The 14,122-nt window shown below is 63.8% G+C and carries 15 protein-coding genes and 1 tRNA gene; 8 read left to right on the top strand and 8 right to left on the bottom strand.

Annotated features, from left to right (window positions below; translation table 11 throughout):
* Positions 1-21 precede the first annotated feature (21 nt).
* The gene (locus KBA48_RS07840) at positions 22-396 is read left to right on the top strand and encodes a PRC-barrel domain-containing protein (RefSeq protein WP_292904929.1); all 375 of its coding nucleotides are present in this window, start codon (positions 22-24) and stop codon (positions 394-396) included.
* A gap of 46 nt (positions 397-442) precedes the next feature.
* Positions 443-703 carry a hypothetical protein gene (locus tag KBA48_RS07835; protein WP_292904927.1) on the top strand — a complete coding sequence of 87 codons (261 nt, stop codon included), beginning with the start codon at positions 443-445 and terminating at the stop codon, positions 701-703.
* Between the two features lie 212 nt (positions 704-915).
* Here KBA48_RS07835 and KBA48_RS07830 read toward each other — a convergent pair whose 3' ends face one another.
* The gene (locus KBA48_RS07830; RefSeq protein ID WP_292904925.1) at positions 916-1,851 is read right to left on the bottom strand and encodes a BMP family ABC transporter substrate-binding protein; all 936 of its coding nucleotides are present in this window, start codon (positions 1,849-1,851) and stop codon (positions 916-918) included.
* 194 nt (positions 1,852-2,045) lie between these two features.
* On the opposite strand from KBA48_RS07830, the gene KBA48_RS07825 reads away from it, so the two are divergent.
* From KBA48_RS07825 to KBA48_RS07815, 3 genes are all read left to right on the top strand, one after another.
* Complete coding sequence (locus tag KBA48_RS07825; RefSeq protein ID WP_292904923.1) at positions 2,046-2,717, top strand: HAD-IA family hydrolase; 672 nt, start codon at positions 2,046-2,048, stop codon at positions 2,715-2,717.
* Between the two features lies 1 nt (position 2,718).
* Complete coding sequence (locus tag KBA48_RS07820) at positions 2,719-3,414, top strand: ATP12 family chaperone protein (protein ID WP_367273821.1); 696 nt, start codon at positions 2,719-2,721, stop codon at positions 3,412-3,414.
* A gap of 112 nt (positions 3,415-3,526) precedes the next feature.
* The gene (locus KBA48_RS07815; RefSeq protein WP_292904921.1) at positions 3,527-5,131 is read left to right on the top strand and encodes a methyl-accepting chemotaxis protein; all 1,605 of its coding nucleotides are present in this window, start codon (positions 3,527-3,529) and stop codon (positions 5,129-5,131) included.
* A 173-nt stretch (positions 5,132-5,304) separates the two neighbouring features.
* On the opposite strand, the gene KBA48_RS07810 is transcribed toward KBA48_RS07815, so the two are convergent.
* Together KBA48_RS07810 and KBA48_RS07805 are read right to left on the bottom strand one after the other, a co-directional pair.
* A complete protein-coding gene (locus KBA48_RS07810; RefSeq protein WP_292904919.1) occupies positions 5,305-6,939 on the bottom strand; it encodes a glycosyltransferase family 39 protein in 1,635 nt (544 codons plus the stop codon).
* Between the two features lie 8 nt (positions 6,940-6,947).
* Positions 6,948-8,021 carry a glycosyltransferase family 2 protein gene (locus KBA48_RS07805; RefSeq protein WP_292904917.1) on the bottom strand — a complete coding sequence of 358 codons (1,074 nt, stop codon included), beginning with the start codon at positions 8,019-8,021 and terminating at the stop codon, positions 6,948-6,950.
* Positions 8,022-8,457: 436 nt separating this feature from the next.
* On the opposite strand from KBA48_RS07805, the gene KBA48_RS07800 reads away from it, so the two are divergent.
* A complete protein-coding gene (locus KBA48_RS07800; RefSeq protein WP_292904915.1) occupies positions 8,458-8,991 on the top strand; it encodes a sigma-70 family RNA polymerase sigma factor in 534 nt (177 codons plus the stop codon).
* Between the two features lie 10 nt (positions 8,992-9,001).
* Here KBA48_RS07800 and KBA48_RS07795 read toward each other — a convergent pair whose 3' ends face one another.
* The gene (locus KBA48_RS07795; RefSeq protein ID WP_292904913.1) at positions 9,002-9,205 is read right to left on the bottom strand and encodes a hypothetical protein; all 204 of its coding nucleotides are present in this window, start codon (positions 9,203-9,205) and stop codon (positions 9,002-9,004) included.
* Between the two features lie 153 nt (positions 9,206-9,358).
* Positions 9,359-11,155 (bottom strand): acyl-CoA dehydrogenase, encoded by a 1,797-nt coding sequence (locus KBA48_RS07790; protein WP_292904911.1) that lies wholly within the window; start codon positions 11,153-11,155, stop codon positions 9,359-9,361.
* A gap of 232 nt (positions 11,156-11,387) precedes the next feature.
* Here KBA48_RS07790 and KBA48_RS07785 point away from each other — a divergent pair, with 232 nt between their 5' ends.
* Positions 11,388-12,326, top strand: coding sequence for a hypothetical protein (locus tag KBA48_RS07785; RefSeq protein WP_292904909.1), 939 nt, complete (start codon positions 11,388-11,390; stop codon positions 12,324-12,326).
* 5 nt (positions 12,327-12,331) lie between these two features.
* On the opposite strand, the gene KBA48_RS07780 is transcribed toward KBA48_RS07785, so the two are convergent.
* From KBA48_RS07780 to KBA48_RS07770, 3 genes are all read right to left on the bottom strand, one after another.
* Positions 12,332-12,613 (bottom strand): hypothetical protein, encoded by a 282-nt coding sequence (locus KBA48_RS07780; protein ID WP_292904907.1) that lies wholly within the window; start codon positions 12,611-12,613, stop codon positions 12,332-12,334.
* 99 nt (positions 12,614-12,712) lie between these two features.
* Positions 12,713-12,787, bottom strand: a tRNA-Met gene (locus KBA48_RS07775).
* A gap of 77 nt (positions 12,788-12,864) precedes the next feature.
* Complete coding sequence (locus KBA48_RS07770; protein WP_292904905.1) at positions 12,865-13,068, bottom strand: hypothetical protein; 204 nt, start codon at positions 13,066-13,068, stop codon at positions 12,865-12,867.
* A gap of 168 nt (positions 13,069-13,236) precedes the next feature.
* Between KBA48_RS07770 and KBA48_RS07765 the strand changes: the two genes are divergently transcribed.
* Positions 13,237-14,122 (top strand): hypothetical protein (locus tag KBA48_RS07765; protein WP_292904903.1); only part of this gene is annotated, 886 nt, incomplete at its 3' end.

Here is a 14,122-nt window from a genome sequence, read left to right as displayed (position 1 = left end):
ACAACGGGAAGGACCACCATCATGGCCATCAGTGATGTGGCGCGTAGCGAGACCAATACCTGCATCAGCGCCGGCAAGGTGAACGGCACCAACGTCTATGGCGCCGACGGTGACAAGATCGGCTATGTCGAGGACGTGATGCTGAACAAGCGCACGGGCAATGTCGCATACGCCATCATGGCGTTCGGCGGCTTCCTGGGCATTGGCGAGCGTTACCATCCGCTTCCCTGGTCGGTGCTGAACTATGATCCCGACAAGGGCGGCTATGTCGTCCCGCTGGATCGGGCCCGGCTGGAAAGCGCGCCTTCTTATTCCGAGCAGGAACTGGGCGCCGATGACACCCGCTGGCGGGAGCCGGTTTCCACCTACTACAACGTCCCGCCCTATTGGATGTGATCCCGCATCCGCAATGGACAGGCGGCCATGCCGCCGGGAGGAACACATGCCGAACCATCCCCAGCACTCACCCGTCGAAAAGAAACCGACCCAGCCCACGGAATTTGAGCTGGATCGGGACCTGGACGATACGTTCCCGGCCAGCGACCCCGTCGCGTCCGAACAGCGCGTGACGGCCAAGCCGCCGCCGCGCACCGACGGGATGGGCACCGACAAGGGCATCCTGCCAACGCCCACTGACGAGCAGAAGGCGCAGGCCGAGAAGAACCGGCGCCATCTGGAGGCGGACCAGGAACAGCGTCGCTGAATGTCCGCGCTGAGTGTCCGCAAGGTCAACCATGTTGATCTTCGGGACCCGCGCTGATCGCCATGGCGTCAGCGTGGTATCTGTCAAAGCTTCTTTTTTCTCTGCCCCCCGTTCAACTGGGTTCCCCTTGACCAAACCCCGGCGGATAACATCCGCCGGGGTTCTTTTTATGTGCCTGGGGGCGCGGTTCCCCGTTGATCCGCGCCCCGTTGCTATGGGGTCACGCCGACCTGTTTACAGGCCGGTTCCTGGGCCAGAATGGTGAGCCGGCCGGTACTGATCCGGCTTTTCGCTGTTTCGATCGCACTGATCTGCGCGGGGGTGATAAAGCGGTCGGCACCGGGGCGGACCCAATCCACGCCCCCCTCGGTCACGCCGATTTCAAAGTTGCCGGCTTTCCAGGTGCCGCCATAGAGATCCTGCAGGGCGGCGGTAACCGCCACGTCGATACGCTTCACGGCGGTGGTGACAATATGGCCGGGCGCCACCTCTTCCTGGTCGCTATCCACCCCGATACCGAACTTTCCCGCCTGGGCGGCGGCCAGAAGCGCGTCGCGGCTGGCCAGCCCGGCGGCGGGAAACAGCACGTCAGCGCCGTCGGCAAGCATATCCTCCGCGACGGATCGGGCCAGCCGGCGATCACGAAACCCGTCCAGATCCGTTGTCATATAGCGTGCCATCACGGTGACGGGGCGTGCCTCGCGAACGCCCTGCACGAATCCACAGCCGAAGCGCCGGACCGGCGGCGTGGCAACGGCGCCGATGAAGGCGACCCGGCCTGACCGGCTGGCAAAGGCGGCGGCCATACCGGCCAGAAAGCCGGCTTCCTGTTCACGGAACCGGATGGACCGGACATTCGGGCCGGTCACATCGCCATCGATGATGGTGAAGCGTGCATGCGGATAGCGGGGCGCCAGCTCGCGCACCGCCTTTTCGTGAATGAAACCGACCAGCACCAAGGTTGTGATGCCGCGTTCGACAAAGGCGCGGATGGCGTCGGCGCTATCTTCCTGCGCCACGATCACCCGATGGCGGAAATTGACCTCGTGCTGTTCCTCGAAGCTGCTGACGGCGGATACCACCATCGAATTGAAGACGCGGTCATCCTTCTGTCCGCTGTAAATGACGCCGTAATCTTCCCTGGCCAAGGCGGGATATGCGGGAAAACAGCAAAACAACGTGACCAGGAGAGAAAAAAGACGCATCCGCAACTATGCTTCCTTCCAATACCGGCCCCCGCGCCTTACCGCCGGGCATGTGCCGCATGTCATGCCGCCTCTCGACACTGTCCCCCACACGGAGTAGCACAGCTATTGTGAAATTGGCTGGTACATACGGATAGATGTCGCTGAAACTCGCCCTGTTTGATTGTGATGGCACCCTGGTCGATAGCCAGTATGCCATCGTCGCGGCCATGGAAGCGGGCTTTGCGGCCCATGGTCTGGTGCCGCCCGCTGCCCGCGACGTGCGACGGGTGGTCGGATTGCCGCTGGTGGAGGCGGTGGCGCGTTTGGCCCCCGCCCAGACCCCGGATGCGCATGATGCGATATCGGAGGCCTACAAGGCTGCCTTCTATCGTAACCGGCTGGCCGGCACATATCCCGAACCGCTGTTCGATGGTGTCGTGGCCGCGCTGGATGCGCTGGAGGCCGCCGGCTTCCTGTTGGGGATCGCCACGGGGAAAAGCCGCCGCGGCCTGGATGCGACATTGGCCCATCACGGGCTGGCACACCGGTTCGTCAGTTTGCAGACCAGCGACCGGGTGGCGGGCAAACCCAGCCCCGACATGGTCTATGCGGCCCTTGCCGAAAGCGGGGCGGACGCGGCGGGAACCGTTGTCATCGGTGATACCAGCTTCGATATCCTGATGGCCCGCAATGCCGGTGTCCGCTCCATCGGTGTCGCCTGGGGCTATCATGACGGGGCGGAACTGCTGGCGGCCGGGGCCGACCTTCTGGTGCAGGATTACCGGGCCTTGCCCGATGCCGTGATGGGCCTGTTGGTCAGGGATTGAGATGATGAAGCGTTTTTACAAGCAGGTTGGAACCGTGGCCGCCGAGGGTGGCTTTACCCTGACACTGGATGGAAAGCCGGTGCGCACCCCGGCCAAGCTGCCATTGGTCGTGCCCACCCGTGCGTTGGCCGAGGCGATGGCCGCCGAATGGGCCGCGCAGGGGGAGGAGGTGAAGCCCGCCACCATGCCCCTGACCCAACTGTCCAGCACCAGCATCGACGGGGTGCGGGGCCGCCTGGACGCGGTGGCCGAGGCATCGGCCGTCTATGGCGAAAGCGAACTGGTCTGTTACCGCGCGGACGAGCCGGAAGAACTGATCCAGCGTCAGGCGACATTATGGAACCCGCTGCTGGACTGGGCGGCCCGCCGGTATGACGCGCATCTGCTGATCACCAGTGGCATCATCCACAAGCCGCAACCGGAAGGGGCGCTGAAGGCCCTGCGCGCGGCGGTGGACCAGTTGGACGAATGGCGCCTGACGGCACTTCAGAATACCATTGGCATCACCGGATCGCTGCTGGTGTCGCTGGCCCTTGTCGATGGCCATCTCACGGCGGAGCAGGCCTTCGATCTGGCCCAACTGGACGAGAATTACCAGATCGAGAAATGGGGCGAGGATTGGGAAGCTGCCGATCGCCGCGCCGTACAACGCGCCGATCTGGGCCACACTGTCCGGTTCCTGGATTTGCTGCACTGAAGCAAAAAATGCTGCATTGCGCAAAAAGTGAGGTGGCATTTCAAGTCTTTTCCAAACCTGATACAAGCTGTCTCCAACAAAGAGACATTGGTTCCTTGGGGGATTGGTTGGGATGGCGAATGATGACGGCCGCGCCATGTTGGCGCGCATAGGCGAATCCTTCGATGCGGCTCTGATTGCTTTGCATCGGCGTCTGGAGGTTGAGGGGATAAGCGTCCGGGCGCTGCGATCGCTGATCGAGGGGGACATGCCGGCCGATGGGAAGGCCGAACTGGCCGCCGCCTTCCGCAATTCGGGCAAGGGTGCGGGCGTCGCTGCGTCGGCCTTCGCCACGGCCCAGGCGGATTTGTCGGCGTCGCTGCTTGCCGCTTCGCGCTGGCGGAACGCTGCCGCCATTGACGGTATCCGACTGCTGGGCCGGATGCTGTCCGATGCGCTGTCCGTCCTGTTGGCCCCGGCGGCTCCGGCCACGGCGGCACAGGGTCCAATCGATATAGCCGCCTTCATGGCCGGTCTGATGGACCGCACCGTGGATGTGGCAACCGCCATCAACGATGCCTCCATCGCCAATGCCGAGATGGTGGGCCAGCTCCGTGCGGTGGATGGCCAGGCCCAGGCCATCGCCGCCGCGACGGAGGAGACGGTGGCTGGTGTGAACGAGATTTCCGCCCGCAGCCAGGATGTGGCCCGGCTGGCGGCGGAGGCTCATGATGTGGCGGAAGGCGGGCGTCAGGCCGTGGCCAATGCCGTGAAGGGCATGGAAGCCATCGCCGACGCCGTCGCGCAAAGCGCGTCGCGGGTGTCGGAGCTTTCGGAGGCATCCGACCGTATCCAGGACATCCTGGCCAGCATCGAGGCCATCGCTGCGCAGACCAACCTTCTGGCCTTGAATGCAACGATCGAGGCCGCCCGCGCGGGGGAGGCCGGCAAGGGCTTTGCCGTGGTCGCCAGCGAGGTGAAGAGCCTGGCTAACCAGACAGCCAAGGCGACGGAGGATATCCGCTCCCGTCTGGCCCATCTGCGCAACGAAATGGGCGCCATCGTCGGGTCGATGCAGGACGGGACCCGCGCCGTAGCGGCCGGGCAGGACCAGATGCGCGAGGTTTCCGCCCGGATCGACGATGTCACGACGCGTGTGGACACGACAACGGAGCGCATGGCGGAAATCGCCTCGATCCTGCACCAGCAGACGGCGGCGGCACAGGAGGTGGCGCACGGCGTCACCGACATTGCCAGCCACGCTGCGCGCAACAGCCAGGCGATCATGCGTAACGTCGACGCCACCAAGGGGGTGGAGGCGCTGCTGGGCAAACAACTGTCCGACCTGATGAAACAGGACATTCCCAACAAGATCGTGAAGATCGCCAAGGTCGATCACATCATGTGGAAGAAGCGGCTGGCCGACATGGTCGTGGGTTTGCAGACGCTGAAGGCGGAGGAACTGGCCCGGCATGATAGTTGCCGCCTGGGCAAATGGTATTATGGCGCCGGTTCGCTGCCTTTCCGGGATCATCCCGCCTTTGCGGGCCTGGAGGCCCCCCACCGGTCGGTGCATGAACATGGCATCCGTGCTGTCGAGCTGTTCAACGCCGGCGATCTGGACGGTGCCATGAAGGAGATCGTCCTGGTCGAGGACGCGTCGGAACGCGTGGTGGCGCAGCTTGATCAATTGCAGAACGAGACGATGCCTGTGCAGCGGCAGGCAGCGGGGTTCTGAGCGGCAGACCCAGGCCGTTCGTTCCATTGCGATCCGCCCTGGTTGTCACCGATCAGGGCGGGTTTTCTTTGCCGTCAAATGACACCGACTGGCGCCGCGCCGCTCATGCGGCGCAGCCGAAGCCCTCCGATGTGGGCGCTGGCGATTGAAGGGCTTGAAAGAGTGACCAACGGTCACTCTTTCAAGCCGCTGGTGTCAGTATATGCCCGCAGGTCCAGCACATAGGCCAGTGTGACGCCCATCCGTTCAACCCTGACAATTTCCCGCCCCGCCGGGACCGGGCCGCAATTGCCGCGTGTGAACGCGATGTAGAAATCCGCTTCGCCCTGTCCATTGTCGGGTGCCTTCCAGGTTGGGGGAAGGAAATGCAGCGCGCTTGCATGCGGCCCGCAGATACGCACGCGATAGGGACGGGCGATGGCACCGCCCCCTTCCTGCGCGACGATGCGATTGCGCAGCATGTCGGCCGCTTCCGACAGGGGGCTGCCCCAATAATCCAGCTCGAATCGTCCTTCGGCACCCCGCACGCCACCGGCCAGGGCGTTATACCAGATCGCCTCGTATGGATGCAGACGGAGCATGGTCAGCGCCTGCCACCCTGTCCACAGGCACAGCAGCGCCGCGGCCAGACGGGTCGCCTGTGGCATCCGTTCCCGGACAGCGGCACTGTTCAGCCATGTTGCCAGCCGGTCCAGACCAATACCGGCCGCGACCGTCAGGGGGGGGAGCAGGAACAACAGATGGCGGATACCGTCATACAGCACCGCCCCGGTGATAATGACGATCAGGGGCGGCAGCAGGATCGCCGCCGCCAGCCCCACCCTTTCGGGCGAGAGTGACAGCGGTGCCCGAAACAGGGCACGCAGGGCCAGGACGACCGCAATCCCCAGGCCCAGCAGCGTCACTTCCGGCAGCTTCACGCCGAACGCCACCGGCACATACCACCAGGGCAGGTCGGTTGTGACCAGGGTGCGGCCGGCGAACGGGAAACTGAACGACAGTGGAAAATGGGAGAACCCGGCCAGCGCCTCCAGCGGGCGGGCAATCGGGTCCAACTGTGCCCATGGCCAGCAGACCAGCATGATCAGCCAGGCCAGCAGGAAAGCCGGGATCAGGCGCGCCGCCGCCCCGGCTCCGTCAAGCAGGGCGGTGGATGGTGGTGTCCGGCGCAGATGCAGGGCCAGCCAGTAAAGACAGGCGATGCCCAACGGGCCGATCAGTACGACACCCCCGACGCGTATGCCCAGCGCCGCCCCGAAGGCCAATCCGAACAAAGCCAAACCAGCCCATTTCTGATGGGGAAGCTCACGAATCAGCCTGACTTGCAAAAGGCCCATCCAGGCGGCGGCGGTTGCGAAGGGCACATCCTTGGGATTGGCAAAGGATTGCCCCATCCATTCCGGGGTCAACAGCAGCAGAATGACAGCCAGCGCACCCGCCCGGGGGCCGGCCAGCAGCCGTGCCTGCGACCGCACGGCGGCCAGCCCCGCCACACCGATCAGGCCACCGACCAGCCGCCGCGACTCATAGGCATCGAAGGGCAGCAAAGCCCCCGCCGCCGCCGTCAGCGTGTCGTAAAGGGCGCCGTAAAGGTACAGATTCTGGAAATGCAGGACCCGCTGGTCCGTACCCAATGACAGGTACCAGTCCAGTGCCCGCCAGCCATTCTCAAGATGTAATGGTTCGTCCCAGGTGATCCCGTAATTCTTGAAGGTCGCAGCCACAAACAACAGGGCGACCGCCAGTGCCGCCTGTGCCACGCCATCCCAGAAAGCAGCGTTTGCGATATCCTTTGACGCCTGGCCCATAGCTCCGGTCAGTTCGTTGCGCTGCTTCGCCGGTCGGGCAGGGGGGCGGGCCCAAGGCGATGTTCGGGGCGCGTCTCCTCCGTGGCGGCAGCCGACGTGAACCCGACACTGTCGGCGACCAGATACAGAGGCCGTCCCTTAACCTCAGTGAATACCCGGCCCAGATAATCGCCCAGCACGCCCAGGCAGATCAACTGTACCCCGCCCAGGAACAGGGTCGCCACCATCAGCGAGGCATAGCCCGGCACATCAATGCCGAAGATCATGGTCTTCAGCAGAATCAGCGCTCCATAGATCACGGCGATGGCCGCCACCGCCAGGCCCAGCCAGGACCAGACGCGCAAGGGCAGGGTCGAGAAGGAAACAATGCCGTCCAGCGCGAAACGGAACAGTTTCCATGTGCTGAAGGTGGAGTTGCCGGCAAACCGTGGTGCTGTTTCGAACGGAACCGCGACCTGCCGGAAGCCGACCCAGCTATACAGCCCCTTCATGAAACGCGTGCGTTCCCCCATCAGGTTCAGCGCATCGACGACAGCCCGGTCCATCAGGCGGAAATCGCCGGCATCGCGGGGCAGCGGCACTTCCGACATGGCATCCAGCAGCTTGTAAAAGCGGCGTGTCAGGAAACGGCGCAGGGGAGGGTCGGTATCGCGGCTCCGGCGCACGCCGAACACGACCTGCGCGCCGGCCTGCCAATGGGCATAGAACTCTTCGATCACTTCCGGCGGATGCTGAAGGTCGCTGTCCATAAGCACGACGGCCCGGCCCGTGGCATGGCGCAGGCCCGCCGTCATGGCCATTTCCTTGCCGAAATTGCGGCTGAACCGCACCAGCCGGATACGCGGATTGGCCGCATGGACGGCCATCAGGCGTGGCCAGGTATCATCCCGCGACCCATCATCCACGCACACGACCTCATACGGCACGCCAAGCCGTTCCAGCACGGGCTGCAGCCGCGCGAACAGGGCGTCGATATTCTCCCCCTCGTTATGCATGGGCAGCACAACCGACAGCACCGTGGCTTCGTTCAGGGGGCGCAGGGGGGTGGGGTGCTTCGAGGGTTCGTAGGTGGGCGACGACATGACGTGTCCTTGGAAAGGCGCGCGACAGGGTCGATGAGGCTTGACGCCGGCGGTGTCGCTTGACGCCGACACTAAGCCTTTGCCGCCTCAACCGCCACCCAACCGGATGGTTAGGGCCAGGCGGTTTGCGGGTGCCCAGTCATGCTCCACCTGTCCGGTGGATATAGCGCATCCGTGTCGGTTTTCCAATGGTCGGACACATGTGCGGCGGAAGGCCTATGACCAGCAGATCGGACTAAAGAGAACGGGTATTAGCCGGCGCGTGCCACAATCATGACACGGTCCGGGTAAAAATTCCTTAAATCACGGCTGGGGAACTGCAGGACGATAAATCAGCCCTGACTTGGGTTGTGCCAATAATAGGTCGGATATGTTTCGATATTCGATCAATGGCCTCAGTGATCTTGCAATTCGCCGTTGGACGAAGGAGATGAACATGGCCAGCAGCCAGCATAACATCATCACTGTTTCCGCCCGCCCGGACCTTGCCCGTCTGGTGGCAGCCGAGCGTGAATATCTGCGCCGCTATGCGCTGGGCCTGTGTCGCGATGGCACCCAGGCCGATGATCTGGCCCAGGAATGCATGGAACGCGCCCTGACGCGGCTTCACCTGTGGGAAGAAGGCACGAACCTGCGGGCGTGGTTGTCCACGATGCTGCGCAACCTGCATATCAACGGCCTGCGCCGGAACCGGCAACATGTGGCGCTGGATGATTGCGATGGTGCGGAACTGGGCGGCACGCCGGCCCGTCAGATGGGCCGCATGCAGATGCGCGATCTGCGCCGGGCCATGGCCCGGTTGCCTACCGACCAGCGCGATATGGTGGTGATGGTGGCGTTGCGCGGGGTCAGCTATGAACAGGCTGCGCGCAACGCCAATATCTCGGTCGGTACCGTGAAGTCCCGCCTGTCGCGCGCCCGTGGTACGCTGCGACGCCTGATGGATGGTGAAACGGAGGCCCGTGCCTGACGGGAAACCGTCAGGCCGAAGGCGGACGCCCGCGGCGGCGCTTATTGACCGCGACGACGGGTGCAGGGGCAGGGGTGATGCACCGCTGCAAACCCTGATAGGCCAAACGAATCAAGCCCGGGAGCTGTTCTGGCACGACCTGATTTGCCTGTGCATAGGATGTCGCGATCTTTGCTGCCAGCAGGCGCAGTTCATCGGTCGGTGTGTCGGTCATGGGGTTCCTCCCGCCCTCTGTGAATGGGGCAGTGTGAAACCCAAGGACCCGCAAAGTCCATTTGCCGCAATGTCTAGACACGCAAACGTTGGGCCTATGCCCTTCGTCTTGTGGGGCTGGCGGGCGGCGTTGTCCGCCACCCGCCCCCGCTTATCAGAACTGGTCTTCAGACAGGCCCATCACGGCCCGGTGTCCGTTCGTCACCACAGTCAGCAAACCGCGCGCCTGCGGCAGGATCTGGTCGGCATAGAAGCGGCCGGTGACGATCTTGCCATCCAGGAACCGCGCATCCGCGCCCGGTTCGCGCAGAAGGCCGTTGGCGGCGATCATGGCCTTGGCCGTCAGATAACCGCCGATGGTGACGCCGAACATGCGCAGATAATTGACGGCGCCCGATGCGACGGCCGTCATGTCACCCTTGCCCGTTTCCAGCACCCATTTCGTTGCCGTTTCCACGGCGTCGATGGCATCGCCGAGATTGGCGCCCATGGTTGCCATGTCGTCGCCCGGCTGGTCGGCGATCAGGGCGGCGGTGGCCCGCATCTCCGCGATCAGGGATGCGGCCGCCTGACCGCCATCACGCAGCACCTTGCGGAACACCAGATCATTGGCCTGGATGCCGTTGGTTCCCTCATAGATGGGGGCGATACGGGCGTCGCGGTAATGCTGGGCGGCGCCCGTTTCCTCGATGAAGCCCATGCCGCCATGAATCTGCACGCCCAGGCTGGAAATCTCCACCCCCAGGTCGGTGCACCATGCCTTGGTGATGGGGGTCAGCAGGTCGTTCAGCGCGTTGGCGGCCTTGGCGGCGTCGGCATCCGGGTTGCGGTGGGCGTTGTCCAGGGCCGAGGCGGTGAAATAGACCAGCGCGCGGGCGGCCTCCACCTGCGACTTCATGGTCATCAACATGCGGCGCACGTCCGGGTGCTTGATGATCGCGACCGGGTTGGGATCCTTGCCGGTCAGGGCGCGGCTCTGCACGCGGCCCTTGGCATATTCCACGGCTTGCTGATAGGCGCGTTCGGCAATGGCCATGCCCTGAAGCCCGACGCCCAGGCGGGCATTGTTCATCATGGTGAACATGTACTCGATGCCGCGATTCTCCTCGCCCACCATGAAGCCAACAGCGCCGCCATTGTCGCCATAGGCCATGACGGCCGTGGGGCTGGCATGGATGCCCATCTTATGCTCCAGCCCGGCGCAGCGCAGGTCGTTGCGCGCCCCCAGGCTGCCATCCTCCTTCACCATGAATTTGGGCACGACGAACAGGCTGATGCCCTTTACGCCGGCCGGGGCGGTGGGGGTGCGGGCCAGCACGAGATGGATGATGTTGTCGGTGAAGTCATGCTCACCATAGGTGATGAAGATCTTCTGCCCGGTGATCAGCCAGGTCCCGTCATCCTGAGGCACGGCCTTGGTGCGGACGGCGCCCACATCGGAACCGGCCTGCGGCTCCGTCAGGTTCATGGTGCCGGTCCATTCACCGCTGATCAGCTTCTCCAGATACAGTTTCTTCTGCTGGTCCGATCCATGGGCCTGCAGCAGTTCCACGGCCCCCTGGTTCAGCATGGGGCACAGCGAGAAGGACATGTTGGCCGAGGTCCACATTTCCTGGATCGGCAGGGCCAGGGTCCAGGGCAGGCCCTGACCACCAAAATCCGGATCGAACGGGACGGCATTCCAGCCACCCTCGGCATATTTCCAGTAGGCATCACGGAAGCCGGGGGCGGTGGTAACCACGCCATTCTCCAGCTTGGCGCCATTCTGGTCGCCCACCCAGTTCAGCGGGGCCAGCACATCGCGCGCCAGTTTTCCCGCCTCGTCCAGGACCTGATCCACCAGATCGGACGTCACGGCGTCATATCCCGGCAATGCTGCCACCTGGGGCAGGCCGACCACATGGTTCAGCGTGAAACGCATATCCTGGATGGGTGCATTATAAGCGGTCATGTCGCCTTGTCCTCCCGGCTTGCCTGTTTCGGACGGGTTGCGGCGCCCGCCCGTTTCATAAAGAAACATCGCGCGAAGACCCCCACCCGGCAAGCCCCGCCGGTAAAGGTGGCCATCTTGTGGCTTACGTTAACGTAAAAGGCAGGCTTTTGTCATCAGGCTTTGCGCTGTATGGCACTTGGCACGATGATTGCTTTCTTTCCTGGCGAACCCGTACCCGTGGAGCCGTCCCGTGACTACCAATCTCAACCTCCTGAACCAGGGCAGCGTCGCTGAAACCAAGGGCAACACGCGCAATGCGCCGGTCCATGTGGTGCGCGCCGTGCAGCAGGCGAGCGCGGCGACAGGGGTCGATTTTGCCTATCTGATGGATAAGGCGGGGGTTGAAAGCGGATATCGCACCGATGTCAAGGCATCGACCAGCAGTGCCACGGGTCTGTTCCAATTCACCGAAGGTACGTGGTTGAACATGGTGGAACAGCACGGGGCCAAGTACGGGTTGGGTGTCTATGCCGACAAGATCAATGACGGTTCCGTATCCGACCCCCAGACACGCAAGGAAATCCTGAACCTGCGCAAGGACCCGCGCCTGTCGGCCATTTTTGCCGCCGAACTGGCCAATGACAACAAGACCCATCTGGAAAACGAACTGGGCCGCCCGGTGGGCAACACGGAACTCTACATGGCGCATTTCCTGGGCGCCGGCGGGGCCACCAAGTTCCTGAAGGCCATGGACAAGAACCCTAACCAGCCGGCAGCGGCCCTGTTGCCCGATGCGGCCAAGGCCAATCTGAACGTGTTCTATGATGGCACGCGGCCGAAATCGGTCGGTCAGATCTTCGACAATTTCGCCGCCAAGTTCGACGACGCCCCGGCACAATTTGCCGGGTCCACGACGCTGGGCACCGTGCAGTCGGTCGATACTTCCTCCCAGCCCTGGCTGACCGGCAACCGGTCCGCCGCCAGCGGCAAGGAACCGATCTCCACCTTCACCATCATGATGCTGGACAGCCTGGCCCTGCCGACCACGGATGAGGAGGAGAAGAAGCGCTCCACCGGGTCCGGCGCGCGCGACAGCGATGAGGGCGATGCCAGCAGCGGCAAGCCCAGCAACGGTTATGGCATGAAGGTCGGTCCCAACCTGTCGGCGGGCAGCCTGATCGCGGCCTGACGCGCTCAGACCGCCCGGCTTCCACCGCCGAACAGGATGCCCGACCCCAGCACGAATCCAAAATCGTACCAGAGCCCGTCATTGGGGAAGGCGTACATCCGCACATCCAGGAACAGGCTGCCGATGAAGGATACCGGCGCCAGGAAACCATGGACCAGACCCCAGAGCAGGCCGGGCAGGGGATGCGTCACCCCCGGTGCCGGCTGGTTGGCGCAGGCGGCCACGGACAGGGCCAACAACAACAGCATGGCGCCGCGCAGCGCCCCCTTGCGATCAATCTTCAGCACGGATCTGTTCCCTGAACCCGGTTGGTGAGGAAAAGAGCGTACCATCACGGCCCGGAAAAACGAAAACCCCGCCGGAGATAACTCCGACGGGGTCGTCTATGGTGGCACCGGCGTGATTTGAACACGCGACCAAGGGCTTATGAGTCCCCTGCTCTACCGCTGAGCTACGGTGCCTAAACTCGTTCCGTCCGGGTGGTCCCGAACGGGAGCCGCTATTTATGAAACTGTGCCGGGCCTGTCAACACCTGTTTTTAAAAATCTTCATCGTAAAGCAGATGACGTTTCAACTGGGCCCGGTAGGACCCCATGCGGGTGCCGTCATGGCCCGGCCACCCGGCGCGCAGGGCAGACATTTCCGCTTCCCGTTCGTTCACGGCCCAGCAGGACAGTTCGGTCTCCCGTCCGGCATCGTTGCGCCAGCGGAACACGAACAGCTTGGGTGTGGGCGAGGACATTCGGCGGGGTACCCGTTTCGGCATGATCCGGTCCCATACCATGCGTGGTGCCGGGGTACCTGTCCACCCCATCCATGAATGGTGGTGGGGCACCACATCCGCCACAAGACTTTGGGTGTGCCGCCGGAGTAGGATGCGCCACCCGTCACCCTAGCCGGTTCGTCTGCCATGTTGCGCCTTCTGCTGACGCCGCTCCGCTGGTTCTTCCGCTTTGTCCTTTATGCAGGTGTTGTCGTCACCTTGCTGGTCCTGCTGGCCCCGTTCGCCTTTGATATTCCAGGCCGGGCGGAGCAGGTGCTGGCCAGCATGAATGACGGGGCCATGCGCGGGATCAGGGTAAGGGCCTTGCCGGATTCGGTCAGTGGATTTCCGCCGGAACTGGAAATCAGGGATCTGCAGATCCTTGTCGCAGGCGGGTCCGCCACGGCGATGACGGCGGCCAAGGTGCGCATCGGCGTCAATGCAATGGAAAGCGTGCTGCGCGGGCGCGTCGTGCTGGTGGCCATGGTTGAGAATCCAGTCATCTATGCCAACCAACCCCTCAACCTTGGCGTCATCGCCGCGGCCATAGGAATTGCCACGGGTCTTCAAACCCAGATCCAACTGATCGGCGGCGAAGTCATCACTCCGGGCAGCCCGACCGTGATCGCCCTGGGTGACGACACCCGGACCAATATCAATACCCGATCCAGCGACGATCAGCAGGTGGCCGAAGCTGTTGCTCAGGATGATCGCGGTACGTCAGGCCTGGGGGGCGGCAGCGGTGCCGGAACCACAGCGGCCGGTGTTGGCGGCGTCGTTCCCGGAATCGGTGCAGGGGTCGTTGCAGGTGTTGGGGGTGCCGTCACCGGATCGGGCGGAGGGCGCGGCCCAGGCACCAGCCCTGGTGGCGGCGGGACCAATCCTGGCGGCGGTGGCACCAATCCCGGTGGCGGCGGGACCAATCCTGGCGGCGGTGGCACCAATCCCGGTGGCGGCGGGACCAATCCTGGCGGCGGTGGCACCAATCCCGGTGGCGGCGGGACCAATCCTGGCGGCGGTGGCACCAATCCCG

Origin of the sequence: Niveispirillum sp. (genome assembly GCF_017996735.1) — a bacterium.
GTDB lineage: Bacteria > Pseudomonadota > Alphaproteobacteria > Azospirillales > Azospirillaceae > Niveispirillum.
The sequence above is the reverse complement of the archived record's forward strand: the minus strand, read 5'-3'. Positions and strand labels throughout refer to the sequence as shown.